This is a genomic window from Pseudomonas sp. LSJ-87, assembly GCF_032971465.1.
Lineage (GTDB): Bacteria > Pseudomonadota > Gammaproteobacteria > Pseudomonadales > Pseudomonadaceae > Aquipseudomonas > Aquipseudomonas putida_Z.
The window spans coordinates 125399-149863 of sequence record NZ_JAWJYQ010000017.1 but is presented as its reverse complement, the minus strand read 5'-3'; the positions used below and the strand labels follow the sequence as shown (position 1 = coordinate 149863).

The window sequence follows — 24465 nt, the reverse complement described above, 5'->3', positions numbered from 1 at the left end:
TCAGAGGTAGCCGGCTAGGCTAACACGCGCGTTCCAGTTCGGGGCGCGACAGATCGACTCGACTTTTGGGGAGCAGTGTTGTGCCTGTGCCGGCCTCTTCGCGGGTGAACCCGCTCCCACAGGGACCGCGCTGCCCTAAGGCTTGGCGCAGAAACTGTGGGAGCGGGTTTACCCGCGAAAGGGCCGGCACAGACGAAGCAAGGCTCAGGCGCTGGCCAGCACCCGACCGCGCCTCACCACCAGGCTATCCACCAGCCACATCACCACCATCGACACCCCCACCAGCGGGAACATCAACCCCAGTACCAGCATCACCCCCACCGCTACTTTCCAGCGCGGCAGGTCATGGCGCAGCGGCGGCACACCCAGCCCGCCGGCCGGCCTGCGCTTCCACCACATCACCAGCCCGCTCACCGAGCCCAGCAAGATCATCAGGCACACCAGCAGGATGATGATCTGGTTGAACGCCCCGAACATCTTGCCTTCATGCAGCATCACACCCAGCTCGGTGGCACGGGCGACCGGGCTGTAGTCGTGCCAGCGCACATCGGCCAGCACCTTGCCGGTGTACTGGTCGACATGCAGGGTGGCGTCGTTGCGCGGGTCGTCGGCGAATACGGCGATGGTGAACACGCCATCGGCCGTGGTCGGCGCGGTAATGCTGTAACCCGGTTCGACCTGGCGCGCGGTAGCGATGTCTTCGACCTGCTGCAGGCTTATCTGTGGCGCTGCCGGCGCGCTCGACATCATGTGATGCCCGGCATGTTCGGCGTGTGCACCGGACTGCGGCATCGGCGTGTTTTCCATCGCCCAGGGCACGGTCTGGCGGTGCGCGCTGTTGAGTTCACCCGCCTGCTGGTCCGACTTGGGCACGTCGTTCCACATGGCCGCCGGAAAGCGGTTCCACAAGTCGGCGTACTGCTTGCCCCACAGGCCGGTCCAGGTCATGCCGCTGACCAGCATCAGCAGCAACAAGGCCGAGCCCCAGAAACCGGTCACCGCATGCAGGTCGCGCCAGAACAGTCGGCCGCGTGCCGACAGCCGTGGCCACAGCACCCCAGCGCCATTGCGCCCGCGTGGCCACCACAAGTACAGGCCCGACACCACCAGCACGATGCCCCAGCCCGCGGCCAGTTCTACCAGGCGGTCACCGACCGTGCCGACCATCAGTTCGCCATGCAGGGCGCGGGCGATGGCCTGCAGGTTCTGCTTGCCATCCTGTTCGCCGAGGACTTTGCCGCTATAGGGGTCGACGAACACGTTCAGTTCGCGCCCGCCGTCATGCACCACGAATTGTGCGCTGCGTTCGGCGTCCAGCGGCGGCAGGTACTGGCCAACGTGGCCCTTGGGGTAGGCCTTGCGCACCTCGGCCAGCATCGTGTCCGCGCCCTGTCGGTGGTGGCCGGCTTCGACCACCATCAGCTCGCGGTACAGCAGCGGGTCGAGCTGCGGCTTGAACAGGTAGATGATCCCGGTAATTGCCAGCAGGATCATGAACGGGGCCACGAACAGCCCCGCATAGAAGTGCCAACGCCAGGCCAGGTTGTAGAAGTTGATGCGTGTTCCTCTCATGGGAACCTCCTGTTTGACCAGCAGATGGGCGCGACCTGCGCCGCGCCCGTTGTTGTTGTCAGAAGCTGAAGTCGACCTTGGTCCAGAAGGTCCTGCCTGGCTCGTTGACCGGCTGTGGATCGGTAGCCGGGTAGCCGAACCCGGCGTTCCCGGCCAGGTTCAAGTGCTCGGCGTAGGTCTTGTCGAACAGGTTGTCGACCCCTACGCTGAGCTTGAGGTGGTTGCTTACCTTGTAGGCGCCATTGAGCGAGAACACGCCGAATCCGGCGCTCTTGTCGTAGTCCTTGCCGACCACGTTGCCCTGGTTCTCGGCGATGCGGTTCTGCGCCGCCACCAACCGCCACAGTGCGCCGACGCTCCAGACATCGCGGCTGTAGGTCAGGCCCAGGCGGCTTTCCAGGGGCGGCATTTGCGGTAGTGCCGTGCCGTCACTGCTGTTCTTGCCCCAGGCGTAGGCCAGCGTGGCATCGGCCTTCCAGTTTTCCGTCAGCTGATAGGCCGCGCCCAATTCGCCGCCCATGATGCGGGCGTCGATATTGCGCGCCCGGGAGCTCATCCCCTGGTAGTCGAACAGGATGTAGTCGCGGATCTGCCCCACGTAGCCGGAAGCCCAGGCTTCCATGCGCTCGTCGCGGTACTGGACACCGAAGTCGAGCTGGGTGGTCTTCTCCGGCTTGATGCTGTCGAAGGCATTGACCGAGCCGGTGGGGCCGCCCGCCGAGAACAGCTCCCAGTAGTCGGGGAAGCGTTGCGCATGGCCGAGGCCGATGTAGGTGGTGGCTGGCAGCGCAGCCAGGTCGTGCTCGTAGCGCACGAAACCGCTGGGCAGGGTGTCGGCGCGGGTGTTGCCGTTGGTGGCGCTGGTCGCGCGGAAGTCGCGGGCCGAGGCGCGGTCCAGGCGGGCACCGCTGATCAACCGGTCCTCGCCGCTGACGTACCAGGTCAGCTCGCCGAAGGCACCGTAGTTGTGGAAGTCGGCGTCCTTGGTCCAGGCCTTGCCCTTGTGCGCGTCCACACCCATGCCACCGCGCTTGCGATGTTCGTTGGCCTGCGCGTCGATGCCGCCGATCAGTTGAACATCAGCCCAGCGCCAGGTGGCCTTGATGCGTGCGCCCATGGTGCGGCGGTCGACGTTGCTGACCATCGGCATGCCCATCATGCCGCTGCCCGAAGGCGTGCGCAGGCTGTAGTTGTCCATCACGTGGTCGGCGTAGTTGTAGTAGACCTGCGCCTCGACCTTGTCGAGCACCTCGCCGAGGTTGGACTTTTCGAAACGCAGGCCCAGGCTTTCGCGCTTGAACTGCGAGCCGTCCATGCCACGCCCGGCATAGCGGGCCTCGCCATCGCCCTTGCCGGCGGTGAGTTCCAGCAGGGTGTCCTGGTCGGGGGTCCAGCCGAGGGCGACATCGCCGTTCCACTTGTCCCAGCGTGACGGCACGGTGTTGTCATCGCCGTCGTGGTAGTCGTCCGAGCGCGACTGGTTGCCGACGAAGCGGGCGTAGGCCTGGTCGTTGCCGGCGGCAGTGTCCAGCACCTTGTCGAAACGGCCGTTGGAGCCGGCCAGCAGGCTGGCATTGACCCGGCTGCCGAGGGTGCCGAACTTCTCCGGCTCGCGCTCGAAGAGGATGGTGCCCGCCGAGCCGCCCGGGCCCCAGATCACGCTTTGCGGGCCTTTGATGACGGTCAGGCGGTCGTAGGTTTCCGGCGAGATGTACGACGTGGGGGCGTCCATGCGGTTGGGGCAGGCGCCCAGCATCAGGCCGCCATTGGTGAGGATGTTCAGGCGCGAGCCGAACATGCCGCGCAGTACCGGGTCGCCGTTGGTGCCGCCGGCGCGGATGGCCGAGAAGCCGGGGATGGTCTTCAGGTAGTCGGCGCCATCGCTGGCCGGCACCGGCTGGCGCGGGTCTTTCGGGTTGGTGACCACGGTCAGCGGCGAGCTCGGGGCCACGGCGGTGATCACCGTCGGGCTCAGCTCGGGGGCGTCGTGTGCATGGCCTTCATGGCCTGGGTCGGCGGCCAGGGCCACGGGCGCGAGCAGCGAGCCGCACACGGCGGCGATGGTCCCACGCAGGGACAAGGCAAAAACAGGGGTGCAGCCGGACATAATGATTCCAGTCGATCAGTCATGAGTCAGCGCGAAGCCTCCTGGCTCCGTGCGCAAAAAATGTGGGTTCAGACGTTGATCGAGGAAGGTGGGGCGCGGCTGCGCGCGCCGGGGAATACAGCCTGCCGGGCATGGCCCTGGCGCGTGGGTGCGTACAGGTGGGTGGTGGGTACGACGCTGCCGGCACTGAGCGGGCTGAGGGCCTGGGGCAGGGCCGGGCAGTTGAACAACAGGCTGCAGTAACCGCACTTTTCCCACATCACATGCAGCTGGCCATCGCCAGCCTGGCCGTGATGGGTGTCGCCGCCATGCTGATGGGCGGTGGCCATCGGCATGTCCATCGGCATGCTCATGCCGGCGTGGTGGTCCATCGGCATCGACTGGGAAATCAGCGGGCCGATGAAGATCATCCACATGGCGAACAGGCTCAGCCATCCGCCACCGGCGCGCCTGCGGTCAGGGCGGGTGGTACGGCTGATGCTGTTGCGCGGCAGGCTCATGGCGAGTGCCTTTCAGCGGGTGATCAGTGCGCGTGTTCGTGGGCTTGCGGCTGGTCCGTCGGCGCCTGCTTCTGCACGGCCACATCGACGGTGATATCGCCGGCCTTTTCGAAGTGCAGGGTCAACGGGAAGCGCTTGCCGTCGCTGAGCAGGCTGCGGTCCTTGGGCTGCATCAGCATCACATGGTAGGCGCTGGGGGCGAAGGTCAGGTCCTTGCCTGCGGGCACCACCACGCTGGGCACCTGCTGCATCTTCATGGCACCGCTGGCGCTCATGGCATGCTCGTGCAGTTGTGCGTCATCGCTGATGGGGCTATCGACGCTGAGCAGGCGGTCGTCGGCCTGGCCATTGTTGTGCACCACGAAATACGCCGCGACGTTGGGGGCGTTGGGGGGCAGCTGCAGTGACCAGGGGTGGGCGATGTGCAGGTCACCCACGCTGTATTCGTGGGCATTGGCAAAGGCGCCGGGCAGCAGCAGGGCGGCCATGACGAGGGCGTGCTTGAGCATGGTGAATCTCCGTTTCTGTTCAGGTTCAGGCAGACAGCGTGAAGAACTCAGGCCAGCGGAGAGGCACGGGGATTGAGCGCCGGCCAGAGTTGGCGCGGCGTGGCGTGGTAGTCGGCGGGTGGCGGCAGCAGGCCGGCGAGCAGTATCGGCGGGTTGTGCAGCTGCGGCGGGTTGTGCAGCTGCGGCGGGTAACCGGGCAGGGCCAGCAGCGGCGCGGCACCGGAGCAGCACCAGCAATTCATCATGCTGGCGCTGTCGTCGCTTTGCGGGCCGAGGTCGATCTTGGCCAGGGCCTGGACGTCGACCTTGGCCTTGTTGGCCATGCTGGAACAGAAGGCCCCCCACAGCAGCTGCTCGGCCGGGCCCTTGGGCGCGGCGGAAGACAGCGGCATGGCCAGCAGGTTGAACAGCACTGCAAGGCAGGCTATCCAGGCGATGTGCCGACGTGGGGGCATGGAGAGATCCGGTCAGGAATCGTGGTGGGTATTGTAAGGCGGAGTATAGGTAAAAATGGCGGGGTGCGGTGAAGTGACGCAGGCCGGGCCCTTCGAGGGGCTGCTTTGCAGCCCAATCGCCGGCAAGCCAGCTCCCACAGGGACCGCACAGATTTCAAGGCCTGTGGTAAACCTGTGGGAGCTGGCTTGCCGGCGATGAAGGCAAAGGTGCCCTCAAGCCTTGCCACGCCCCATCAGCCCACGCACGGTCTCCTGCAGGTCCGCCGGCAGCACCACCACCTTGGCATTGCTGCTGCCCGCCAGGTTCTCCATCGCCCCCACATAGCGCTCGCCGAGCAGGTACATCGCCGGCACGGTCTCGTTGCCGACCGCGTCCTTGACCAGCGTAATCGCCCGCGCCGAGGCCTCGGCCAGGCTGATCTGCGCTTCGGCATCCAGCCTGGCAGCCTGCAAGCGTGCTTCTGCTTCCAGGATCGCCGCCTGCTTGGCCCCTTCGGCACGGGTCACGTCGGCCTTGCGCTCACGCTCTGCTGCCGCCTGGCGCTCCATGGCCAGTTGCATGTTCTCCGAGGGCTTGATGTCCTGGATTTCCACCGAGCGTACGGTCACGCCCCAGTCTTCGGTCTGCTCGGACATCGCCTCGCGCAGGCGCGCCTTGATCTGCTCGCGGCTGGACAGCGCTTCGTCCAGGTCCATGGCGCCGACGATGGCGCGCAGCGAGGTCATGGTCAGGCTGGTGACGGCGAACGAGAAGTCCTGCACGCCATAGGAGGCCTTCTGCGGGTCGACCACCTTGGCGAAGCACAGGGCGTTGGCGACGATCACCGCGTTGTCCCGGGTGATGATTTCCTGCTGCTGCACATCGAGGATGATGTCCTTGGTCGGCAGGCGGTAGGCGACCACGTCCATGTACGGGATGACGATGTTCAGGCCGGGCTTGAGGGTGCTTTGGTAGCGGCCCAGGCGCTCGACGACCCATTCTTCGCCCTGGGGCACGATGCGCACCCCTTTGAACACGGTGATCAGGACGAACAGGGCGATGGCGACGACGACGATGAGGCTGGTCATGATGCGAAATTCCTTTTAGTGCGGATTCAGGCCCGGATGACCCGGGCGGTGTTCCCTTCGATGGCGGTCAGGCGTACCCGCTCGCCGGCCGCGATCTCGCTGTTGGCGACGCAGGTCCATTCCTCGTTGCCGAGGATAGGCTTCTGGAAGCGCACACGGCCTTTCTGGAACTCCGACACACCAGCAGTCAGCAGCCCTACTTCACCGATCACGCTTTCGGCGGTCCAGCGCACGTCTGGTTGCTTGCGCCGGAACAGCTTGAACCACAGAGCCGTGGTAACTGACGACATCAGCACCCACAGCAGCACCTGCATGTCCAGTTGCAGGCTGGGGGCGGCCAGCGAGATGAGTGAAACCAGCACGGCGCCGATGCCGAACCAGAGGATGAAGAACGTCGGCAGGACCAGTTCGAGCAGGATCAGCGCGATGCCGAAGACCAGCCAGATCCACCATTGCATTTCCATATGGGTAGCGCCTTCCGGGAGGGAGTGCCGAGTTTAAGGTAGCAGTGCGGCACATGGCCACTTCATGGTTTGCAAGAAAAGTCCGAAATGGCTGTAGGAGCAACTGTCTTGTGCAAATACATGAAAGTTGCCGCGTCCCCTGTGGGAGCGGGTTCACCCGCGAACACCGGCGAAGCCGGTGCCATGCACCGCGTTGATTTCTTCGCGGGTAAACCCGCTCCCACAGGGGGCTGCAGCGTGTTTGCGAAATTTGTTATTGCAGGTCGAGTGCCGCAGCCAGGTCGGCTGGCGAGTCGAATGCCCGGTCCACATCCGGCAAAGCCGGTCGCTTCAGGATCAGCACAGGTATCCCCAGCTCCCGCGCCACTTCCAGCTTCGGTTCGGTCGCCACGCTGCCGCTGTTCTTGCTGATCAGCACATCGATCTTGCGGCGCTGGAACAACGCCCGCTCATCCTCGATATGGAACGGCCCGCGTGCGCCAATCACTTCGCAGCGATCATTGCCAGGGCACGCCTCCAGCGCACGCAAGGTCCAGAACTGCTCCGGCGGTATCTCGTCCAGATGTTGCAGCGGCTCACGCCCCAGCGTGAACAATGGCCTGCGAAACGGCTTGAGTACCTCGATCAACCCCGCCCAGTCCTCGACCTCGCGCCAGTCGTCCCCCGTTTGCGCCTGCCAGGCCGGGCGGCGCAAGGCCCAGCACGGGATACCGGCCATGCGTGCGGCGTTGGCCGCATTGCGGCTGATCTGTGCGGCATAGGGATGGGTAGCATCGATCAACAACGTGATGCCTGCCTCGTGCAGGTAGCTGGCCAGCCCTTCGGCACCACCAAAGCCGCCGACCCGAACCTGGCATTGCAGGTCCTGCGGCACCCGGCCGATGCCTGCCAGGCTGTAGACGTGCTGCGGGCCCAGGCGGCGAGCGATGGCCAGGGCTTCAGTGACGCCGCCCAGCAGCAGGATGCGCCCGTTCATTGCACACCCGCCCGGCCGACGATGCCACCCTGGCGGTCGATGGCGAACACCTCCACCTGCACCTGCGCTGGCACCACGCTGCGGGCGAAGGCCAGGGCGTGGGCGCACACCGCGTCACCCAAGGGGATGCCGGCTGCATGGGCCAGTGCAAGGGCCTGCTGGCTGGTGTTGGCAGTAATGATCGATGCCTGCAGCGCCTCGTCAGCGCCGATGTCCGCTGCCCAGCCGGCCAGTTGCGGCAGGTCGATGCTGGAGTGGCGGCTGTGCAGGTCCATGTGCCCGGCAGCCAGTTTGCTGATCTTGCCGAAACCGCCGCACAGGGTCAGGCGTGGCACCGGCACCTTGCGCAGGTGCTTGAGCACCGCACCGACGAAGTCGCCCATTTCGATCAGGGCTATTTCCGGCAGGCCATAGACGCGGCGCATGGTGTCTTCGCTGGCGTTGCCGGTGCATGCGGCGATATGCGTGTAGCCGTTGGTGTGGGCGACGTCGATGCCCTGGTGGATCGAGGCGATGTAGGCCGCGCAGGAAAACGGCCGCACGATTCCGCTGGTGCCGAGGATCGACAGCCCGCCGAGAATGCCCAGGCGCGGGTTCATGGTCTTCAGGGCCAGTTGCTCGCCGCCCTGCACATTGACCGTGACCTCGAAGCCGCCGGGGTAGCTGCATTCGTCCGCCAGGCGTTGCAGGTGTTCGCTGATCATGCGCCGTGGCACCGGGTTGATGGCCGGCTCACCCACCGCCAGCACCAGCCCCGGGCGGGTCACGGTGCCGACGCCGGTGCCGGCGACAAAACGGATGCCCGGTTCGGCCAGCAGGCGCACCTGGCTATAGAGCAGGGCGCCGTGGGTCACGTCCGGGTCGTCGCCGGCGTCCTTGAGCGTGCCCGCTTCGGCACCTTGGCTGGTGAGGCGGCAGAACTCCAGGCGCATCTGCACCACCTTGCCCTTGGGCAGGGTGATGCTGACGGCGTCGTTGCTCTCGCCACCAAGCAGCAAGCGTGCTGCCGCCAGGCTGGTGGCGGTGGCGCAGCTGCCGGTGGTCAGGCCGCTGCGCAGGGGAGCGGGCTGTTCGCGGGTTTCTTCACGCATCGGCGGGTTTCACCACGTCCAGCAAGGTGATCGGCAGCGCCTGGCGCCAAGTGTCGAACGCGCCCAATGGCTGGGCATGGGCGACATGGATGCGGGTCAGCTCGCCGCCATGGCGTTCACGGAAATGCGCCAGGGCCAGTTCGCTTTGCAGGGTCACCGCATTGGCTACCAGCCGGCCGCCGGGGCGCAGGCTTGCCCAGCACAGGTCGAGCACGCCTTCGCGGGTGACGCCGCCACCGATGAAGATCGCATCCGGTTGCTCCAGGCCCTCCAGCGCTGCCGGTGCCTTGCCCCGGACCAGTTGCAGGCCGGGTACACCCAGCGCATCACGGTTGTGTTCGATGAAGCCCTGGCGGCCTTCGTCGGCCTCGATGGCCAAGGCGCGGCAGGCCGGGTGGGCGCGCATCCATTCGATGCCGATCGAGCCGCAGCCGGCACCCACGTCCCACAGCAGCTCGCCGGGCTGTGGTGCCAGGCGGGCCAGGGTGATGGCGCGGACATCGCGCTTGGTCAGCTGGCCGTCATGCCGGAAGGCGCTGTCCGGCAACCCGGCCAGCCGGTGCAGGCGCGGCGCCTCGGGCGTGGCCAGGCACTCGATGGCTACCAGGTTGAGCGCGGCGACGTCATTGTGCGGCCAGCCCTGGGCGGTGCCGGCCAACTCACGTTCGTCCACGCCACCCAAGTGTTCGAAGACCCGCAGGCGGCTTGGCCCGAAGCCCCGCTCGCGCAGCTGCGTGGCAATTGCTGCCGGGCTGTCGCCGTCGTTGCTCAGCACCAGCAGGCGCAGGCCGCTGTGCAGGTGGGCATTGAGCGCTGCCAGGGGCCGAGCGACCAGCGATACCACCTGCACGTCCTGCAGTGGCCAGCCCAGGCGGGCGGCGGCCAGGGCACAGGAGGAGGGCATCGACAGCACGCGTATTTCAGCGGCGGGCAGTTGGCGCGCCAGGCTGGCGCCGACGCCGTAGAACATCGGGTCGCCGCTGGCCAGCACGCACACCGGCTGGCCGCGCAGGGCCAGTACCGGGGCCAGCGAGAACGGGCTTGGCCAGCCCAGCCGTTCGCCGGCCACGCAGCGTGGCAGCAAGGCCAGCTGGCGCGGGCTGCCGAAGATCCGCGCAGCGCCCAGCAGCGCGCGCCGGGCCTGCTTGCCCAGGCCGCTGAAGCCGTCTTCGCCGATACCTACAACTGTCAGCCAGGGTGCCATGTATTTCATTCCGCCATTTTTTGGGGCCGCTGCGCGCCCCTTCGCGGGCTCGCCCGCTCCTACAGGTACAGCGCAGCCGTTGAGGGCAGCGGTGATCCTGTGGGAGCGGGCGAGCCCGCGAAGAAGGCGACGCGGTCCTGAATTTCTACTCGATCGTCGATGATGCTCGACCACCGGCTTTTCATGCCGCCGGACAAAGCAGGCATAATACCGCGCCTTCTACACTCAAGCGCATTTTCACAGATTGCCGGACGCCCCTTTGACCCAGGCCCATGCCTCCCATGTATCGCCCCGTCCCTCGGCCTGCCCGGGGTTGTGGCGCATCGTCAGTGCCCGTGATGGCGGCATCTGCCGCATCAAGCTGCCGGGCGGCCTGCTGCTGGCCGACCAGGCCGACGCAGTGGCGGCGGCTGCCGAGCGTTTCGCCGGTGGCGTGATCGAGGCCACCAACCGCGGCAACCTGCAGATTCGCGGCATTGGCAGCGAGCATCGCGGCCTGGTCGAGACACTGCTCGCAGCCGGCCTGGGCCCACGTGATGCCGCCGGTGACGATGTGCGCAACCTGATGCTCAGCCCGCTGGCCGGGCATGACCCGGCGATGCTGCTGGACGCTCGGCCGCTGGCCGGGCAGATCCTCGACCTGCTGGAAGGCACCCCGCGTTTTCACCAGTTGTCGGCCAAGTTCGCCGTGCAGCTGGATGCCGGCGAAAACCTGGCCATGCTCGAACACCCCCATGACCTGTGGCTGTCGGCTCTGCGCCTGGGGCAGCAGACCTGGCTGGCATTTGGCCTGGCAGGTTGCCCGGCAGACGGCCAGGTGCTCGGCGCGGTGCCGGCGGATCAAGCCCTGGCACTGGTGCGTGCGGTGCTGGAGCGCTTCCTCGACCTGGCCACCCCGGCACAGTCGCGCATGCGCCAGTTGCTCGAGGTGTGTTCGGCAACCGATTTCATCGACGGACTCGGCCTGGCCATCCGCCGCGATGCCGCCGTGCTCGCATGGCGGCGTGAACCGAGCAGGGTCTCGTGGCTGGGCGTTCTGCCCCAGGTGCAGGGCGTCGCCTTGGGCGTTGCCCCGCCGCAGGGGCGCCTGACCCCGGCCATGCTGCGTGGCGCTGCGCGCGTTGCCCGTGAACATGGCGATGGCAGCCTGCGCCTGAGCCCCTGGCAAAGCCTGGTGCTGACCAACCTGCAAGCGCAACACATCGATCACGCCCAGGCCGGATTGTCCGCACTGGGCCTGCTATGCCACGACCATGAGCCACTGGCCCGCATAAGCGCCTGTACCGGCGCCAGTGGCTGTGCCAAGGCCCTGGGCGAGACCAAGGCCGACGCCGTCACCCTGGCCGCACTGCTCGGCCCTGGCGTGCCCGGCAGCGTGCACTTGTCCGGTTGCCCCCGATCCTGCGCCGTGGCCCATGTTGCCCCGGCCACCCTGCTGGCCCGTGCGCCGGGCCGTTACGACCTGTACCTGCGTGATGCGCGCCTGCCGGGCTTCGGCGCCCTGCGCGCCACCGACCTTACCTTGAATGAAGCAGGCGCCATGCTCGACCTGCCGACGGAGCACCTTGATGATTGACTACATCCGCGATGGTCAGGAGATCTATCGCAATTCCTTCCGGATCATCCGCGAGGAAGCCCGACTCGAGCGGATCCCCGCAGACCTCGAAAAGCTCGCCGTGCGCGTGATCCACGCCTGTGGCATGGTCGACGCCATCGATGGCCTGCAGTTCTCCGAAGGCGCCGGCCGGGCCGGGCGCGAGGCGTTGCTGAACGGCGCGCCGATCCTGTGTGATGCGCACATGGTCGCCGAAGGCATTACCCGCGCCCGCCTGCCCGCCGACAACAAGGTCATCTGCACCCTGCGCGACCCGAGCGTACCGGGCCTGGCGAAAGACGCTGGCAACACCCGTTCCGCCGTGGCCCTGGAGTTGTGGCGACCTTACCTGGAAGGCAGTGTGGTGGTGATCGGCAACGCGCCTACCGCGCTGTTCTACCTGCTGGAAATGCTCGATGCCGGCGCCCCGAAACCAGCACTGATCCTCGGCTTCCCGGTCGGCTTCGTCGGTGCCGCCGAGTCCAAGGCGATGCTCGCCGCCGACAGCCGTGGCGTGCCGTTCGTGATCATGCAGGGCCGCCTGGGCGGCAGCGCGATGGCCGCCGCTGCGGTCAACGCCCTCGCCACGGAGGTGGAATGATGGCGCCGCGTGGACGTCTGCTGGGCCTGGGCGTGGGCCCTGGCGACCCTGAACTGATTACCCTCAAGGCTCTGCGCCTGCTGCGTGAAGCGCCCGTGGTCGGCTACTTCGTGGCCAAGGGCAAGCGCGGCAACGCCTTCGGCATCATCGAGGCGCACCTGCAGCCCGAGCAGACCTTGCTGCCGCTGGTCTACCCGGTAACCACCGAAGCGCTGCCAGCGCCGCTGTCCTATGAACAGGTGATCAGCGACTTCTACGACGAGGCCAGCGTGCAGGTGGCCGAGCACCTGGATGCCGGCCGCGACGTGGCGGTGATCTGTGAAGGCGACCCGTTCTTCTATGGTTCCTACATGTACCTGCACGACCGCCTGGCGCAGCGCTACGAGGCCGAAGTGATCCCCGGCGTCTGCTCGATGCTCGGTGGTGCCTCGGTACTGGGCGCGCCGCTGGTGTACCGCAACCAGAGCCTGTCGGTGCTGTCTGGCGTGTTGCCGGCCGAGGAGCTCAAGCGTCGCCTGGCCGACGCCGACGCGGCGGTGATCATGAAGCTTGGGCGCAACTTCCCCAAGGTGCGCGAAGTGCTGGCCGAACTGGGCCTGGACGGGCGCGCGCTGTATGTGGAGCGGGCGACCATGGCCAACCAGAAGATCGTGCCGCTGGACCAGGTCGACCCACAGTCGTCGCCGTACTTCTCGCTGATCATCGTGCCGGGTGAAAAATGGCAGGGCTGAGCATGCATCAGGCACCGGCGATCGTCATCCTTGGCCAGGGCAGCCTGGCCACGGCGCAGCGTATCCAGCAGTGTTATCCACAAGCATCGATCCATGGCCTGGAAGGCCGGGTCGAGGGTGCCGACCTTTGCTACACCGCGTTCGGCGATACCCTGCGTGGGCTGTACCAGCAGAACACGCCGATCATCGCCCTGTGCGCGGCGGGTATCGTCATCCGCAGCCTGGCCAGCCTGCTCAGCGAGAAAGGTGTCGAGCCACCGGTACTGGCCGTGGCCGAAGACGGCAGTGCCGTAGTGCCGTTGCTTGGTGGCCTTGGCGGTGTGAACGTGATGGCGCGCGAAATCGCTGAAGCACTGGGCGTTGCTGCGGCCATCACCACCAGTGGCGAGCTGCGTTTCGGCACCTGTCTGCTGAACCCGCCACAGGGCTATGCGCTGGCGGATATCGAGCAAGGCAAGCGCTTTGTCTCCGACCTGCTGGCTGGCGAGGCGGTGCGCATCGAAGGTGATGCGCCGTGGCTGCAGCAGGCGCAGTTGCCTGCCAGCGAGGCGGCCCGGCGTACCATCCATGTGGGGCACCAGGCCCGCCCGGCCAGCCGCGACGAGCTGCTGATCCACCCGCGTTCGGTGGTAGTGGGTGTTGCTGGCGGCAGCCTGGCCAGTATCCGTGCGGCATTGCAGCAGGCCGGCATCGCCGAGCCTGCAGTGGCCTGCCTGCTGGCCGACGAGCAAGCCATGGCCGACAGCGCCCTGCACGAGGCCGCACAGGCCCTGGGGATTGCCTTGCGCTTTGCTGCCAGGACGCAGGATCTCGCCAGCATGGTTGCTGCGGCATTGCCTGCTGCGCAGCTGATCGAGGTGGCAGACGTGGTCATCGCGGTGGCGCCTGCCCCGGTCGAGGTGGCGCAGATCGGTCGTCGTCGGGGTCGCCTGGCGGTCATCGGCCTGGGGCCGGGTGCAGCCGAGCTGATGGTGCCGGCGGTCAAGGCCGAACTGGCGCGAGCCGAGGATGTGCTCGGTTACGAAACCTACGTGCGTATGGCCGGCCCGTTCCGTGACGACCAGGTGCTGCACTGCACCGACAACCGTGAAGAGATGCAGCGTGCCCGGCATGCCTTCGAACTGGCGGCCCAGGGCCGTTCGGTGGTGGTGGTGTCGTCGGGCGACCCGGGTGTGTTCGCCATGGCAGCTGCGGTACTTGAAGCGCTGCACGCGTCCACGGACCCGGCCTGGCACCGGGTGGATCTCGAGATCCTGCCGGGGGTGTCGGCCTCGCTCGCGACCGCCGCCCAGGCGGGCGCGCCGCTGGGGCATGACTTCTGCGTGATGTCGCTGTCGGACAACCTCAAGCCGTGGTCGATCATTGAAAAGCGCCTGGACCTGGCGGCCCAGGCCGACCTGGTGCTGGCGTTCTACAACCCGATTTCCAAGGCAAGGCCGCACCAGCTCGGGGTAGCGCTGGAGGTCGTGCGTCGGCACCGCGAGGGGAACACGCCTGTAGTCCTTGGCCGTGACATCGGTAGGCCGGGGCAGACGCTGAAGGTCGTCACATTGGCCGAGCTGCTGCCGGAAATGGTCGACATGCGCACCATGGTGCTGGTGGGTTCATCTACAACCTGCGTGTTTCCTCGCCTCTCGGGTGGGGTGTGGGCCTACACGCCGCGTTGGTACCCGTCGGCCGACTAGTTGCACCGGAAACCCTTCAGCGCGCTGCATCCTGGGCGCGCTGGCTAAGGTGGTCGCCCCTGACTCGGGGGGCAACCATCTAGGAGTTTCCACATGTCCACAGAAACACAAGTCACTGCAACCGACACAGCCATCCTGGTCGAAGGCAACCTGCTGGCCTGCGGCGCAGGCATGTCTTCGCAAAGCCGTCATGACGTAAAGAACGCCTTCCACTTTGCCACCTTGGTGGCTGACAAGTCCTTCGATGCCGAAAAACAGAGCAGGGAGTGGTACGACCGGTTCATCGATGTCATGCGTGATCTTGGCTTTACCATCCCTCGTCGCACCTTCGAGCTGGAAACCTCTGCCGAGCTGTCTGTCACCATAGGCGCTGTCGCTGTACGGGCGATTGGTGCGGTCGGTAATGCGGTGCTGGGTGGTACCAAGTTGGGTGTGCTGGCCAAGGCGGCCTTCGACAAACTCACCACTGTCGAAAATGACCTCAAGGTGGTCGATCACAAGCGCAAGAACAAGGTCAGGGGCATGGTCGGGATGGCCGCCTGCGTCGAAACCGACAACAACGATGTGGTCATGGTGGTGAACTGCATCCAGGCGTCTGCCCCACAACTGGATGATGACATCCTGGGTATCCAGTGGAAGCTGGAAAAGACCGAGTACTACGCCGGCATGGCTGTCCTCACCCTCAACACTTTCGTCTACGACAAGGTCCGCGAAACCGTGGAAAACAAACTCGGCGTGCGCAGCGTCGAGAACGTTCTCCAGTACGACATCTGATTGCAAGGCGGCGTTGTTGCAACGCCGCCTTGTTCGGCTCTTTGTGACGAGGCAACGCAATGGACAGAACAGCTGAACAACTGATGTTGATTGGCGGGACGGCATTACTGTATCGCGCGGACGCTGGCCAGATTCAACGCCAGGCTGCCTTCGACTCCATCCTTTACGCCCAGTTGGTGGCCAACAGGAATGCGGGGTCACGCTTTGACAACTATGGAGCCTGGTATGACGCCTATCGCGAGGCATATCGGCAACTGGGCTGGATCAAGCTGGCCAGTACGCATGACCTGAAACAGTTGGGGCAACCCGCGCGCAGCGCGCAGATACAGCCACTCGAGGCGTGGCTGAAGATGCGCTCGATCCGTCATGAGGCCGTGCTGGCTGCAGTCAGAAGCGGCCTGGGCCGATCGATCGAAGGTTTTCGCCACCAGCTGAAGTTCAGCACGCTGGGTTCGCAGCTGGTGATCGAGCTTGGCCTGCTCAAGCCGGGGCCGGCGCTCGACCTTTGCAGTATCACCCTGCAATTCGACAAGCCGATCGCCGGCATCTCTCAGGACATGCTGCTGGTCGAAAAGGCGCTGGAGGGCGAAGCCGGGTTCAATGGCGTTTCCTTGCAGCTGGACAACGGGCGCTTCCAACACCAGCGAGATGAACTGCAGGCATTGATGAAAACCAAGGATGCACAGGGGGAGTATCGGTTCGACCTCAATGCGGCGATGGTCAGGGCGCCAGGTAGCCTTTGATACCGGTAAAGATGATTTGTGCAGCCAGGGCGCAGACGAACAGCCCCATCAGCCGGCTGACGATCTGCAGGCCCTGGTCACCGAGGATGCGCTCGATACGGTGTGACAGGTACAGCACCAGGCCGACGGTAAAGCTGGCCAGGGCGATGCTGATGATGGCCAACAGCTTGTCGTCCCAGTGCGGGTGGCCGACGCCCATCACCAGCAGTGCACCGATGGTGCCGGGGCCGACGGTGAGCGGGATGGTCAGCGGCACGATGGTGACATCCTGCTGCACGTTGTCGGCCTGTACCGCGGACTTGCCTTGGGCCATGCCCAGTGCCGAGATGAACAGCACGCTGCCGGCGCCGATGCGGAAGGCGTCGGCGGTGATGCCGAAGATGCCGAAGATCGCCCGCCCGAACAGGTACAGCAGGACACTGGCGATCAGCGCGGCGATGGCCACCTTCCAGGCCAGCTGCTTGCGCTCCTTGCTGGAGTGGCCGCGGGTCAGGCTGATGAAGCACGACAGCACGAAGAACGGGCTGTAGAGCACGAGCATTTTCAGGTAGACGCTGAACAACTCATGGAGCATGGGGGGTAGTCCAGGCAGTTATGGCTGGGCAGAGTTTATCAGCAGATTCTATTGATAGCCTGTGCCGGCCTCTTCGCGGGTGAACCCGCTCCCACAGGGATAGCATTGCCTTCAGGCCTAATGCAGTACCTGTGGGAGCGGGTTTACCCGCGAAAAGGCCGGCACAGGCGCCTCAGATCAGGAACTATGCACCGGATCCACCTTGGCTTCCCGGTGATTGGCCCAGTACTGGATCAGCTCTCGCAACTGCGACAGTTCCACCGGTTTGGCCATGTGCCCGTCCATGCCCGCCAGGCGGGCGCGTTCCTTGTGTTCGGCAAGTATGTGCGCGGTCAGCGCCACCACCGGGGTGCGCTGGCGCTGGTTGGCCGCTTCCCAGGCGCGCAGCTGCTGGGTGGCCGAGAAGCCGTCCAGTATCGGCATTTCGCAGTCCATCAGCACCAGGTCGTAGCGCTGCGCCTTCATCGCCTGCAAGGCCTCTTCGCCATTGCTGGCGGTGTCGGGCTCGAGGTTGAGCTTGCCGAGCATGCCGCGGATCACCTTGGTCGAGATGCTGTTGTCCTCGGCGACCAGCACGCGGAAATCGCCGGGCAGGTCCAGTGCCTGGGGGATGCCGGGCAAACTGGCTGGTATGGCTTGCTCGCGGCCGCGCTGGGCCAGTTCTTCGGCCAGGGTGGTTTTCAGCGTGTAGCCTGCCACCGGCTTGGCGAGGATCCGCTTGACCCCGGCGTTGCGCGCAATGACCTTGCTCGGCGCGTTGCTGATGCCGGTGAGCATCACCACCAGGATGTCATGGTTCAGGCTCGGGTCTTCCTTGATCTTGGCGGCCAGCTGCATGCCGGTCATGCCTGGCATGTTCTGGTCCAGCAGCACGGCATCAAAGTAGTCGCGCAGGTGGGCCTTGGTGCGCAGCAGGGCCAGGGCTTCCTTGCCCGACGGGACCGCGCTGACGTTCATGCCCCAGGCACTGCACTGCTGTACCAGCACCTTGCGGCAGGTGTCGTTGTCGTCCACCACCAGTACGCGAGCATCGCGCAGCGGGCTGTCCAGGTCGGCCGGTGGCTGTTCCAGGCGCGAAGGGTCCAGCGGCAGCGTCAGCCACAGGGTGTTGCCCATGCCGGTGCTGCTCTTGATGCCGAACTCACCCTGCATCAGGCCGATCAGCTGCTTGGCGATGACCAGCCCCAGGTGGCCGCCCAGCTTGTTGCTGGACAGGAAGTGGTGGCTGTGCAACTCGGCCTGCAGCAGGGCTTCGCGGTCAGCGGCGGGCAACGGTTCGCCGCTGTCCTGCACGGCGATGCGCAGGCGCGGTACCTCGCCGCGCTGGTCCAGCGCCACTACCAGCAGGATCTCGCCCTGGTCGGTGTTTTTCAGGGCATTCTCCAGCAGGCTCGACAAGGCCTGGCGCAGGCGCGTCGGGTCGCCGCTGATCACCCGTGGTACCTGCGGCTGGGTGAAGCTGATCAGTTCGATGTTCTGTTGTTCGGCCTTGGCGCGGAAGATGTTCAGGCAATCTTCGATCAGCGCGTTGAGGTCGAACTGCACGTCATCGAGTTCGATCTGCCGGGATTCCAGCTTGGAAATGTCGAGAATCTCGTTGATCAGCGTGAGCAGTTCGTTGCCGGCGCTGTGAATGGTCTGCACGTAGTCGCGCTGCTTGACCGACAGCGGCGTGCCCAGCAGCAACTCGGTCATGCCCAGCACGCCGTTCATGGGGGTGCGGATTTCGTGGCTGATCTTGGCCAGGAACTCGGCCTTGGCGTTGATTTCGGCATCGCTGGCAGCCAGGGCGCGGCTGGCGCTGAAGCGCTCTTCACTCATGCGCCGCAGGCGTTCGCTGACTGCCAGGTTGAGCAGCAGGCCGCTGGCCACGGTCAGCCCCAGCAGTATGCACAGCAGCCAGGGCGTCGAAGTACGGGTCAGGCCCAGCAGCGCTGGCAGCAGCACCAGCCCACCGAGGTTGAACACCACCATGGCCAGGCTGAACAGGCGTGCGGGGGCATAGCCCTTGTACCAGTGGTAGCTGCTGACCAGCAGCATGCTCACGCTGCCCAGGGCCATCAGGGCGTAGGTCATCAGGTTCAGGGGCAGGGTGTCGACGAACAGCAGCACCAACCCGCTCAACCCGACCACCAGCATCTCGCCCTGTAGCAGGCGGTTGAGCCGTGGCGAGTTGCATGGCGAGAAGAAATGCTGGGTGAAACACAGCCCGGCCAGGCCGGCCAGGACCAGCGTCAGGTATGCGGCGGGCGTCTGCGCGCTGTGCCACACGTGCCACCAGGGGCCGCTGAGGTTCAGCAGGATCAGGCCGCTGAGCAGCATCAGGCCGTGGTACAGCGCCAGGATCAGGGTGGTGCTGGAGCGGCTGTAGAGGAAGCGGATCAGGTTGTGCATGATCAGCATCACCAGGCCGCCGAACAGCATGCCGAACAGCAGTGGCTGGCGCTGGTCGGAGGCTGCCACGGCCGCAGGCTCCAGGCTGATGGCCGGGCGCAGCTGGTGCTCGGAAACCAGGCGCAGGTAGATATCCAGGGGTTGCTTGCTGTTGGGCAGGGGCAGTACATGGTCGCTGCCACGCAGGGTCGGGCTGGCATTGCCGGCCTGGCGCCCGTGGTGCAGCTGACGCAGAAGCTGGTCGCCCTCGAGGGCGTAGAGGTCCAGGCCAGAAAGGTCTGGGGCGAATACCCGCAGCAGTTGTTCCTGCTCGCCGGGCTCCAGGCGGTAGTGCAGCCACAGGGCCTGTTCCGCAGGGGCGGCATCCAGGTCGGCGAGTACCAGCGGGCTGAACTGGTTGCGGTAACGCTCGGAGCGCACGTCGCTCAGTTGCAGGTTGGCCTGTTCGTCGAGCAGAACGGCCCAGCCTCCGTCATGTTCGGCCGCAGCCGGGAACATGCAGAGCAAGGTCAGCAAGCTGACGATCAGAGCTGAGGCAATCCGAAGCCGACGCACTACGAAATCCCTTCTTAGCCAAGGTGCCGGGTATTAACTATGCGCGGCGCGCCAAGTCGAAGGCAAGGCCCCTCGGGGCCCTGTCGACGAGCCGGATGCCGCAGGCGCAAGGTGCTGGAGCGCGCTGCGGCAGCCCGGTACAACTTACTGCTGGTGCTCACCGCGCTCGCGGGCGATGGCCCGGTAGCCGATGTCGGTGCGGTAGAAGCTGCCGTTCCAGCTTACTTCCTTGGCCAGGCGGTAAGCCTGCTGCTGCGCGTCGGCAACGGTGCTGCCCATGGCGGTGGCACACAGCACGCGCCCGCCGTTGGTGGTCACCTTGCCATCCTTCAGTGCGGTACCGGCGTGGAACACCTTGCCTTCGATCTTCGCGGCAGCGTCCAGGCCGTTGATCACGTCACCCTTGGCGTAGTCGCCCGGGTAGCCGCCGGCAGCCAGTACCACGCCCAGGCTCGGGCGCGGGTCCCACTGTGCTTCGACCTTGTCCAGCGCCTTGGCGAATGCGGCCTCGACCAACAGCACCAGGCTCGACTCCAGGCGCAGCATGACTGGCTGGGTCTCAGGGTCGCCGAAGCGGCAGTTGAACTCGATGACCTTGGGGTTGCCCGCCTTGTCGATCATCAGGCCGGCGTAGAGGAAGCCGGTGTAGACGTTGCCTTCCTCGGCCATGCCGCGCACGGTCGGCCAGATCACCTGGTCCATCACGCGCTGGTGCACTTCGGCGGTGACCACTGGGGCAGGGGAGTAGGCACCCATGCCGCCGGTGTTCGGGCCGGTGTCCTGGTCGCCGACGCGCTTGTGGTCCTGGCTGGTGGCCATGGGCAGCACGTTCTGGCCGTCGACCATGACGATGAAGCTGGCTTCCTCGCCGTCGAGGAACTCCTCGATCACCACGCGGGAGCCCGCATCGCCGAAGGCGTTGCCGGCCAGCATGTCACGCACGGCGGCTTCGGCTTCTTCCAGGGTCATGGCGACGATCACGCCCTTGCCCGCGGCCAGGCCGTCGGCCTTGATCACGATCGGCGCGCCTTTTTCCTGCAGGTAGGCCAGCGCCGGTTCGATTTCGGTGAAATTCTGGTAGTCGGCGGTCGGGATCTTGTGACGCGCCAGGAAGTCCTTGGTGAAGGCCTTGGAGCCTTCCAGCTGGGCCGCGCCCTTGGTCGGACCGAAGCAGTCCAGGCCGCGGCTGCGGAACAGATCGACCACGCCGATGACCAGCGGTGCTTCCGGGCCGACGATGGTCAGGTCGACGTTCTTCTCGGCGAAGTCAGCCAGTTGCTCCAGGGCGCACACGTCGATGGCGACGTTCTCGCACTTGGCTTCAATGGCGGTGCCGGCGTTGCCCGGGGCAACGAAGACTTTTTCCACGCGTGGGTCCTGGGCGACTTTCCAGGCCAGGGCGTGCTCACGGCCGCCGCTGCCGATGATCAAAACTTTCATGTCAAAACCTCGAATTCTGTCTGGCCGATCCCGCTTCTTCTGTGGGAGCGGCCTTGTGTCGCGAAAGGGCCGCAAAGCGGCCCCGGCAATCTCTGCTGCGAAGCTGAAAATCTGGGGCCGCTACGCGCCCCTTTCGCGACGCAAGGCCGCTCCCACAGGCAGGGCCGAGGATCGGCCGGCCATCTTGTTTAGTGGCGGAAGTGGCGCATACCGGTGAAGACCATGGCGATGCCGGCTTCGTCAGCAGCAGCAATCACCTCGGCATCACGCATCGAACCACCCGGCTGGATCACGGCGCTGATACCCACTTTAGCCGCATTGTCGATGCCGTCACGGAACGGGAAGAACGCGTCCGACGCCATGACTGCGCCCTGCACCTGCAGGCCGGCATGCTCGGCCTTGATTGCAGCAATGCGCGCGGAGTTGACGCGGCTCATCTGGCCGGCGCCGACGCCGATGGTCTGGCGCTGCTTGGCGTAGACAATGGCGTTGGACTTGACGAACTTGGCCACTTTCCAGGCGAACACCAGGTCGTGGATCTCTTGCTCGGTCGGCGCACGCTTGGTGACGATCTTCAGGTCATCGGCAGTGATCATGCCGATATCGCGGCTCTGCACCAGCAGGCCACCGTTGACACGCTTGAAGTCCCAACCGGCAGCGCGCTCGGCTGGCCACTCGCCGCATTCCAGCAAGCGTACGTTCTGCTTGGCGGCAACCACGTCGCGGGCAGCCTGAGAGATTTTCGGGGCGATGATCACTTCGACGAACTGGCGGTCGACAATGGCCTTGGCGGTTTCGCCGTCCAGCTCGCGGTTGAAGGCGATGATGCCGCCGAACGCCGACTCGGTGTCGGTGGCATAGGCCAGGTCGTAGGCCTTGCGGATGCCGCCTTCGTCTTCAGGTACCACGGCCACGCCGCATGGGTTGGCGTGCTTGACGATGACGCAGGCCGGCTTGACGAAGCTCTTCACGCACTCCAGTGCGGCGTCGGTGTCGGCCACGTTGTTGAACGACAGTTCCTTGCCCTGCAGCTGGATGGCGGTGGAAACGCTGGCTTCGCCTTTTTTCGCTTCCACGTAGAACGCCGCGCTCTGGTGCGGGTTCTCGCCGTAGCGCATTTCCTGGGCCTTGACGAACTGGCTGTTGAAGGTGCGCGGGAATTCGCTGCGGTCTTCAGTGCTCAGGGTCTCTTTGGCCTGATCGATGGTGCCCATGTAGTTGGCGATCATGCCGTCGTAGGCGGCGGTGTGCTCGAACGCCTTGAGCATCAGGTCGAAGCGCTGGGCGTAGGTCAGGCCACCGGCCTTGAGGCCTTCGACGATGCCGGCGTAGTCGCTGGCGTTGACCACGATGGCCACGTCCTTGTGGTTCTTGGCAGCCGAACGGACCATGGTCGGGCCGCCGATGTCGATGTTCTCGATGGCGGTCGGCAGATCACAGCCAGGCTTGGAAATGGTGGCTTCGAACGGGTACAGGTTGACTGCTACCAGGTCGATCGGCTTGATGCCGTGCTCGTTCATGATGGCGTCGTCGGTGCCGCGACGGCCGAGGATGCCACCGTGGATTTTCGGGTGCAGGGTCTTGACCCGGCCATCCATCATTTCGGCGAAGCCGGTGTAGTCGGCCACTTCCACCGCGTTGACGCCGTTGTCCTTGAGCAGCTTGTAGGTGCCGCCGGTGGACAGGATCTCGACACCGAGCTGCTGCAGCTCACGGGCGAATTCGAGGATACCGGTCTTGTCGGAGACGCTGATCAGGGCGCGGCGGACTGGCAGGCGGGTAGTCTGGTCGGTCATTTCGGGTTCCAATAACGCGGTGGAGTCAGCAAAAAAGGCGCCTCTGTTCAGGGAGCCGCCTTTTCTGGTTGGGATTCTGGCTTACAACAAGTCGTACTGCTTGAGCTTCTTGCGCAGGGTGCCTCGGTTCAGCCCGAGCATCTCGCTGGCCTTGGTCTGGTTGCCCTTCACGTAGTTCATCACGCTTTCGAGCAGGGGCGCCTCGACTTCGGAGAGCACCAGGTTGTACACGTCCGTCACGGTCGCGCCTTCCAGGTGGGCGAAGTAGTTGTGCAGCGCCTTCTCGACGCTGTCGCGAAGGGTCTGGCCCTCTTCGCTCGGCGTGTTGAGGTGCTGTTTCAGGTTGGCGTTGTCGCTCACGGGCGTTGTTCCACTCACAAATGTCTCGGTCATCATCGTCATGCGGCCACCCCTTGTCCGTCCTCTGTCTCAAGGCTCTGTCGACGTTCGCTGAAAAACGCGCGAACGTTGGCGCACTGCGCTTGTGTGTCTTCCAAAGCGTTGAACCGGGAGCGAAACTCCTTGCCGCCGGGTCGTGTTGCCAGGTACCAGCCAACGTGCTTGCGGGCGATACGTACGCCCATCACATCGCCATAGAAGGCATGCAGCGCGGCCAGGTGCTCCAGCAGGATGCGTTCCACTTCGTCCAGCTGCGGCGCTGGCAGGTGTTCGCCAGTGCGCAGGTAATGCTCGATCTCGCGAAAGATCCATGGCCGCCCCTGGGCGGCCCGGCCGATCAACAGGCCGTCTACCCCGGTGGCGTCCAGCACCGCCCGGGCCTTTTCTGGCGAGGTGATATCGCCGTTGGCAAAAACCGGGATCGACACCGCCTGCTTGATGGCAGCGATGGTGTCGTATTCGGCTTCGCCGGTGTACAGGTCGGCGCGTGTGCGGCCATGCACCGCCAGCGCCTGGATGCCGGCCTGCTCGGCGATCCTCGCCACGTTCAGGCCGTTCTTGTTCGCCCGGTCCCAGCCGGTGCGGATCTTCAGGGTCACCGGGACGTCCACGGCGCCGACCACGGCGTGGAGAATCTCGCTGACCAAGGCTTCATCTCTCAATAAAGCAGAGCCTGCGGCTTTGTTGCAGACTTTTTTTGCCGGGCAGCCCATGTTGATATCAATGATCTGGGCGCCTGCTTCGACGTTGGCCTTTGCCGCCGCTGCCATCATCTGCGCATCACCACCGGCGATCTGTACCGAGCGTGGCTCGGGATCACCTTCATGGATGCGGCGCAGGCTCGACTTGCGGCTGTTCCACAGGCTCATGTCGCTGGAGACCATTTCCGACACCACCATGCCGGCGCCCAGGCGCTGGCAAAGTGTACGGAAAGGCTGGTCCGTGACCCCGGCCATGGGCGCGAGGATCAGGTTGTTACGTAGTGTGTATGGGCCGATGCGTACCGCCGACATAGGTGATCCCTGTTGTGGGGCCGAATCTTGGAGTTCGAAAAAGGGTTGGCATGATACCCGCTCTCGGTGACCGGATAAAGATGGATTTGGATAAAATCTGAACAGTTGTCGGCTTATGACATTTGGTATGGGGGGAGGATCCAGGACCTTGCGCGGCCCCTGTGGGAGCGGGCGTGCCCGCGAAGCAGGCGGCGCAATGGATGGCACGGGCTTCGCCCGT

General features: G+C 65.3%; 22 protein-coding genes. 6 read left to right on the top strand and 16 right to left on the bottom strand.

What is annotated here, in order from left to right:
- Nucleotides 1–204 precede the first annotated feature (204 nt).
- The 10 genes from RYH74_RS11945 to cbiE all read right to left on the bottom strand — a co-directional run bounded on the left by RYH74_RS11945 (nucleotide 205) and on the right by cbiE (nucleotide 9946).
- Nucleotides 205–1572 (bottom strand): PepSY domain-containing protein, encoded by a 1368-nt coding sequence (locus tag RYH74_RS11945; protein ID WP_317409443.1) that lies wholly within the window; start codon nucleotides 1570–1572, stop codon nucleotides 205–207.
- Nucleotides 1573–1630: 58 nt separating this feature from the next.
- Nucleotides 1631–3679 (bottom strand): TonB-dependent copper receptor, encoded by a 2049-nt coding sequence (locus RYH74_RS11940; RefSeq protein WP_317409442.1) that lies wholly within the window; start codon nucleotides 3677–3679, stop codon nucleotides 1631–1633.
- Nucleotides 3680–3747: 68 nt separating this feature from the next.
- Complete coding sequence (locus tag RYH74_RS11935) at nucleotides 3748–4179, bottom strand: DUF2946 domain-containing protein (protein ID WP_286100637.1); 432 nt, start codon at nucleotides 4177–4179, stop codon at nucleotides 3748–3750.
- A 23-nt stretch (nucleotides 4180–4202) separates the two neighbouring features.
- Nucleotides 4203–4688, bottom strand: coding sequence for a copper chaperone PCu(A)C (locus RYH74_RS11930; protein ID WP_025340794.1), 486 nt, complete (start codon nucleotides 4686–4688; stop codon nucleotides 4203–4205).
- A gap of 47 nt (nucleotides 4689–4735) precedes the next feature.
- Complete coding sequence (locus RYH74_RS11925; protein ID WP_317409441.1) at nucleotides 4736–5143, bottom strand: DUF2946 family protein; 408 nt, start codon at nucleotides 5141–5143, stop codon at nucleotides 4736–4738.
- Between the two features lie 213 nt (nucleotides 5144–5356).
- Nucleotides 5357–6211 carry an SPFH domain-containing protein gene (locus RYH74_RS11920; RefSeq protein ID WP_075046500.1) on the bottom strand — a complete coding sequence of 285 codons (855 nt, stop codon included), beginning with the start codon at nucleotides 6209–6211 and terminating at the stop codon, nucleotides 5357–5359.
- 26 nt (nucleotides 6212–6237) lie between these two features.
- Nucleotides 6238–6675: an NfeD family protein gene (locus RYH74_RS11915; RefSeq protein ID WP_025340792.1), complete on the bottom strand. Its 438-nt coding sequence runs from the start codon at nucleotides 6673–6675 to the stop codon at nucleotides 6238–6240.
- 253 nt (nucleotides 6676–6928) lie between these two features.
- On the bottom strand, nucleotides 6929–7651 hold the full coding sequence (locus RYH74_RS11910; protein ID WP_075046499.1) for a cobalt-precorrin-6A reductase: 723 nt from the start codon (nucleotides 7649–7651) through the stop codon (nucleotides 6929–6931).
- Nucleotides 7648–8742, bottom strand: coding sequence for a cobalt-precorrin-5B (C(1))-methyltransferase (locus RYH74_RS11905; RefSeq protein ID WP_286100635.1), 1095 nt, complete (start codon nucleotides 8740–8742; stop codon nucleotides 7648–7650). The genes RYH74_RS11910 and RYH74_RS11905 overlap by 4 nt, the downstream gene beginning before the upstream one ends.
- Complete coding sequence (gene cbiE, locus RYH74_RS11900) at nucleotides 8735–9946, bottom strand: precorrin-6y C5,15-methyltransferase (decarboxylating) subunit CbiE (protein ID WP_286100634.1); 1212 nt, start codon at nucleotides 9944–9946, stop codon at nucleotides 8735–8737. The genes RYH74_RS11905 and cbiE overlap by 8 nt, the downstream gene beginning before the upstream one ends.
- A 244-nt stretch (nucleotides 9947–10190) precedes the next feature.
- Here cbiE and cobG point away from each other — a divergent pair, with 244 nt between their 5' ends.
- The 6 genes from cobG to RYH74_RS11870 all read left to right on the top strand — a co-directional run bounded on the left by cobG (nucleotide 10191) and on the right by RYH74_RS11870 (nucleotide 16074).
- Nucleotides 10191–11522, top strand: a complete 1332-nt coding sequence (gene cobG / locus RYH74_RS11895; RefSeq protein ID WP_317409440.1) for a precorrin-3B synthase — start codon at nucleotides 10191–10193, stop codon at nucleotides 11520–11522.
- Entirely contained in the window at nucleotides 11515–12141 is a 627-nt protein-coding gene (locus tag RYH74_RS11890) for a precorrin-8X methylmutase (protein ID WP_039613543.1), read from the top strand. The genes cobG and RYH74_RS11890 overlap by 8 nt, the downstream gene beginning before the upstream one ends.
- Nucleotides 12138–12872: a precorrin-2 C(20)-methyltransferase gene (locus RYH74_RS11885; protein ID WP_016712210.1), complete on the top strand. Its 735-nt coding sequence runs from the start codon at nucleotides 12138–12140 to the stop codon at nucleotides 12870–12872. Before RYH74_RS11890 ends, RYH74_RS11885 begins: the two co-directional genes overlap by 4 nt.
- Nucleotides 12860–14557: a precorrin-3B C(17)-methyltransferase gene (cobJ, locus tag RYH74_RS11880; RefSeq protein WP_317409439.1), complete on the top strand. Its 1698-nt coding sequence runs from the start codon at nucleotides 12860–12862 to the stop codon at nucleotides 14555–14557. Before RYH74_RS11885 ends, cobJ begins: the two co-directional genes overlap by 13 nt.
- Nucleotides 14558–14650: 93 nt before the next feature.
- Nucleotides 14651–15331, top strand: a complete 681-nt coding sequence (locus RYH74_RS11875) for a hypothetical protein (protein WP_046613247.1) — start codon at nucleotides 14651–14653, stop codon at nucleotides 15329–15331.
- A 59-nt stretch (nucleotides 15332–15390) separates the two neighbouring features.
- Nucleotides 15391–16074: a hypothetical protein gene (locus tag RYH74_RS11870; RefSeq protein WP_317409438.1), complete on the top strand. Its 684-nt coding sequence runs from the start codon at nucleotides 15391–15393 to the stop codon at nucleotides 16072–16074.
- Here RYH74_RS11870 and RYH74_RS11865 read toward each other — a convergent pair.
- From RYH74_RS11865 to dusB, 6 genes are all read right to left on the bottom strand, one after another.
- Nucleotides 16052–16648: a MarC family protein gene (locus RYH74_RS11865; RefSeq protein ID WP_013974374.1), complete on the bottom strand. Its 597-nt coding sequence runs from the start codon at nucleotides 16646–16648 to the stop codon at nucleotides 16052–16054. The genes RYH74_RS11870 and RYH74_RS11865 overlap by 23 nt on opposite strands.
- Before the next feature lie 177 nt (nucleotides 16649–16825).
- Nucleotides 16826–19597: a hybrid sensor histidine kinase/response regulator gene (locus tag RYH74_RS11860; protein WP_025340782.1), complete on the bottom strand. Its 2772-nt coding sequence runs from the start codon at nucleotides 19595–19597 to the stop codon at nucleotides 16826–16828.
- A gap of 144 nt (nucleotides 19598–19741) precedes the next feature.
- Nucleotides 19742–21037: a phosphoribosylamine--glycine ligase gene (purD, locus tag RYH74_RS11855; protein WP_075046492.1), complete on the bottom strand. Its 1296-nt coding sequence runs from the start codon at nucleotides 21035–21037 to the stop codon at nucleotides 19742–19744.
- A 188-nt stretch (nucleotides 21038–21225) separates the two neighbouring features.
- On the bottom strand, nucleotides 21226–22833 hold the full coding sequence (gene purH, locus RYH74_RS11850) for a bifunctional phosphoribosylaminoimidazolecarboxamide formyltransferase/IMP cyclohydrolase (RefSeq protein ID WP_075046491.1): 1608 nt from the start codon (nucleotides 22831–22833) through the stop codon (nucleotides 21226–21228).
- Nucleotides 22834–22914: 81 nt separating this feature from the next.
- Nucleotides 22915–23235, bottom strand: coding sequence for a DNA-binding transcriptional regulator Fis (gene fis, locus RYH74_RS11845; protein WP_012274390.1), 321 nt, complete (start codon nucleotides 23233–23235; stop codon nucleotides 22915–22917).
- Nucleotides 23232–24245 (bottom strand): tRNA dihydrouridine synthase DusB, encoded by a 1014-nt coding sequence (gene dusB, locus RYH74_RS11840; RefSeq protein WP_046613238.1) that lies wholly within the window; start codon nucleotides 24243–24245, stop codon nucleotides 23232–23234. Before dusB ends, fis begins: the two co-directional genes overlap by 4 nt.
- Nucleotides 24246–24465: the final 220 nt, after the last annotated feature.

Bases quoted from the DNA above. Each gene is read 5' to 3' on its own strand.
- RYH74_RS11945 (WP_317409443.1), bottom strand. From the start codon at position 1,572: ATGAGAGGAACACGCATCAACTTCTACAACCTGGCCTGGCGTTGGCAC.
- RYH74_RS11940 (WP_317409442.1), bottom strand. From the start codon at position 3,679: ATGTCCGGCTGCACCCCTGTTTTTGCCTTGTCCCTGCGTGGGACCATC.
- RYH74_RS11935 (WP_286100637.1), bottom strand. From the start codon at position 4,179: ATGAGCCTGCCGCGCAACAGCATCAGCCGTACCACCCGCCCTGACCGC.
- RYH74_RS11930 (WP_025340794.1), bottom strand. From the start codon at position 4,688: ATGCTCAAGCACGCCCTCGTCATGGCCGCCCTGCTGCTGCCCGGCGCC.
- RYH74_RS11925 (WP_317409441.1), bottom strand. From the start codon at position 5,143: ATGCCCCCACGTCGGCACATCGCCTGGATAGCCTGCCTTGCAGTGCTG.
- RYH74_RS11920 (WP_075046500.1), bottom strand. From the start codon at position 6,211: ATGACCAGCCTCATCGTCGTCGTCGCCATCGCCCTGTTCGTCCTGATC.
- RYH74_RS11915 (WP_025340792.1), bottom strand. From the start codon at position 6,675: ATGGAAATGCAATGGTGGATCTGGCTGGTCTTCGGCATCGCGCTGATC.
- RYH74_RS11910 (WP_075046499.1), bottom strand. From the start codon at position 7,651: ATGAACGGGCGCATCCTGCTGCTGGGCGGCGTCACTGAAGCCCTGGCC.
- RYH74_RS11905 (WP_286100635.1), bottom strand. From the start codon at position 8,742: ATGCGTGAAGAAACCCGCGAACAGCCCGCTCCCCTGCGCAGCGGCCTG.
- cbiE (WP_286100634.1), bottom strand. From the start codon at position 9,946: ATGGCACCCTGGCTGACAGTTGTAGGTATCGGCGAAGACGGCTTCAGC.
- RYH74_RS11890 (WP_039613543.1), top strand. From the start codon at position 11,515: ATGATTGACTACATCCGCGATGGTCAGGAGATCTATCGCAATTCCTTC.
- RYH74_RS11885 (WP_016712210.1), top strand. From the start codon at position 12,138: ATGATGGCGCCGCGTGGACGTCTGCTGGGCCTGGGCGTGGGCCCTGGC.
- cobJ (WP_317409439.1), top strand. From the start codon at position 12,860: ATGGCAGGGCTGAGCATGCATCAGGCACCGGCGATCGTCATCCTTGGC.
- RYH74_RS11875 (WP_046613247.1), top strand. From the start codon at position 14,651: ATGTCCACAGAAACACAAGTCACTGCAACCGACACAGCCATCCTGGTC.
- RYH74_RS11870 (WP_317409438.1), top strand. From the start codon at position 15,391: ATGGACAGAACAGCTGAACAACTGATGTTGATTGGCGGGACGGCATTA.
- RYH74_RS11865 (WP_013974374.1), bottom strand. From the start codon at position 16,648: ATGCTCCATGAGTTGTTCAGCGTCTACCTGAAAATGCTCGTGCTCTAC.
- purD (WP_075046492.1), bottom strand. From the start codon at position 21,037: ATGAAAGTTTTGATCATCGGCAGCGGCGGCCGTGAGCACGCCCTGGCC.
- purH (WP_075046491.1), bottom strand. From the start codon at position 22,833: ATGACCGACCAGACTACCCGCCTGCCAGTCCGCCGCGCCCTGATCAGC.
- fis (WP_012274390.1), bottom strand. From the start codon at position 23,235: ATGACGATGATGACCGAGACATTTGTGAGTGGAACAACGCCCGTGAGC.
- dusB (WP_046613238.1), bottom strand. From the start codon at position 24,245: ATGTCGGCGGTACGCATCGGCCCATACACACTACGTAACAACCTGATC.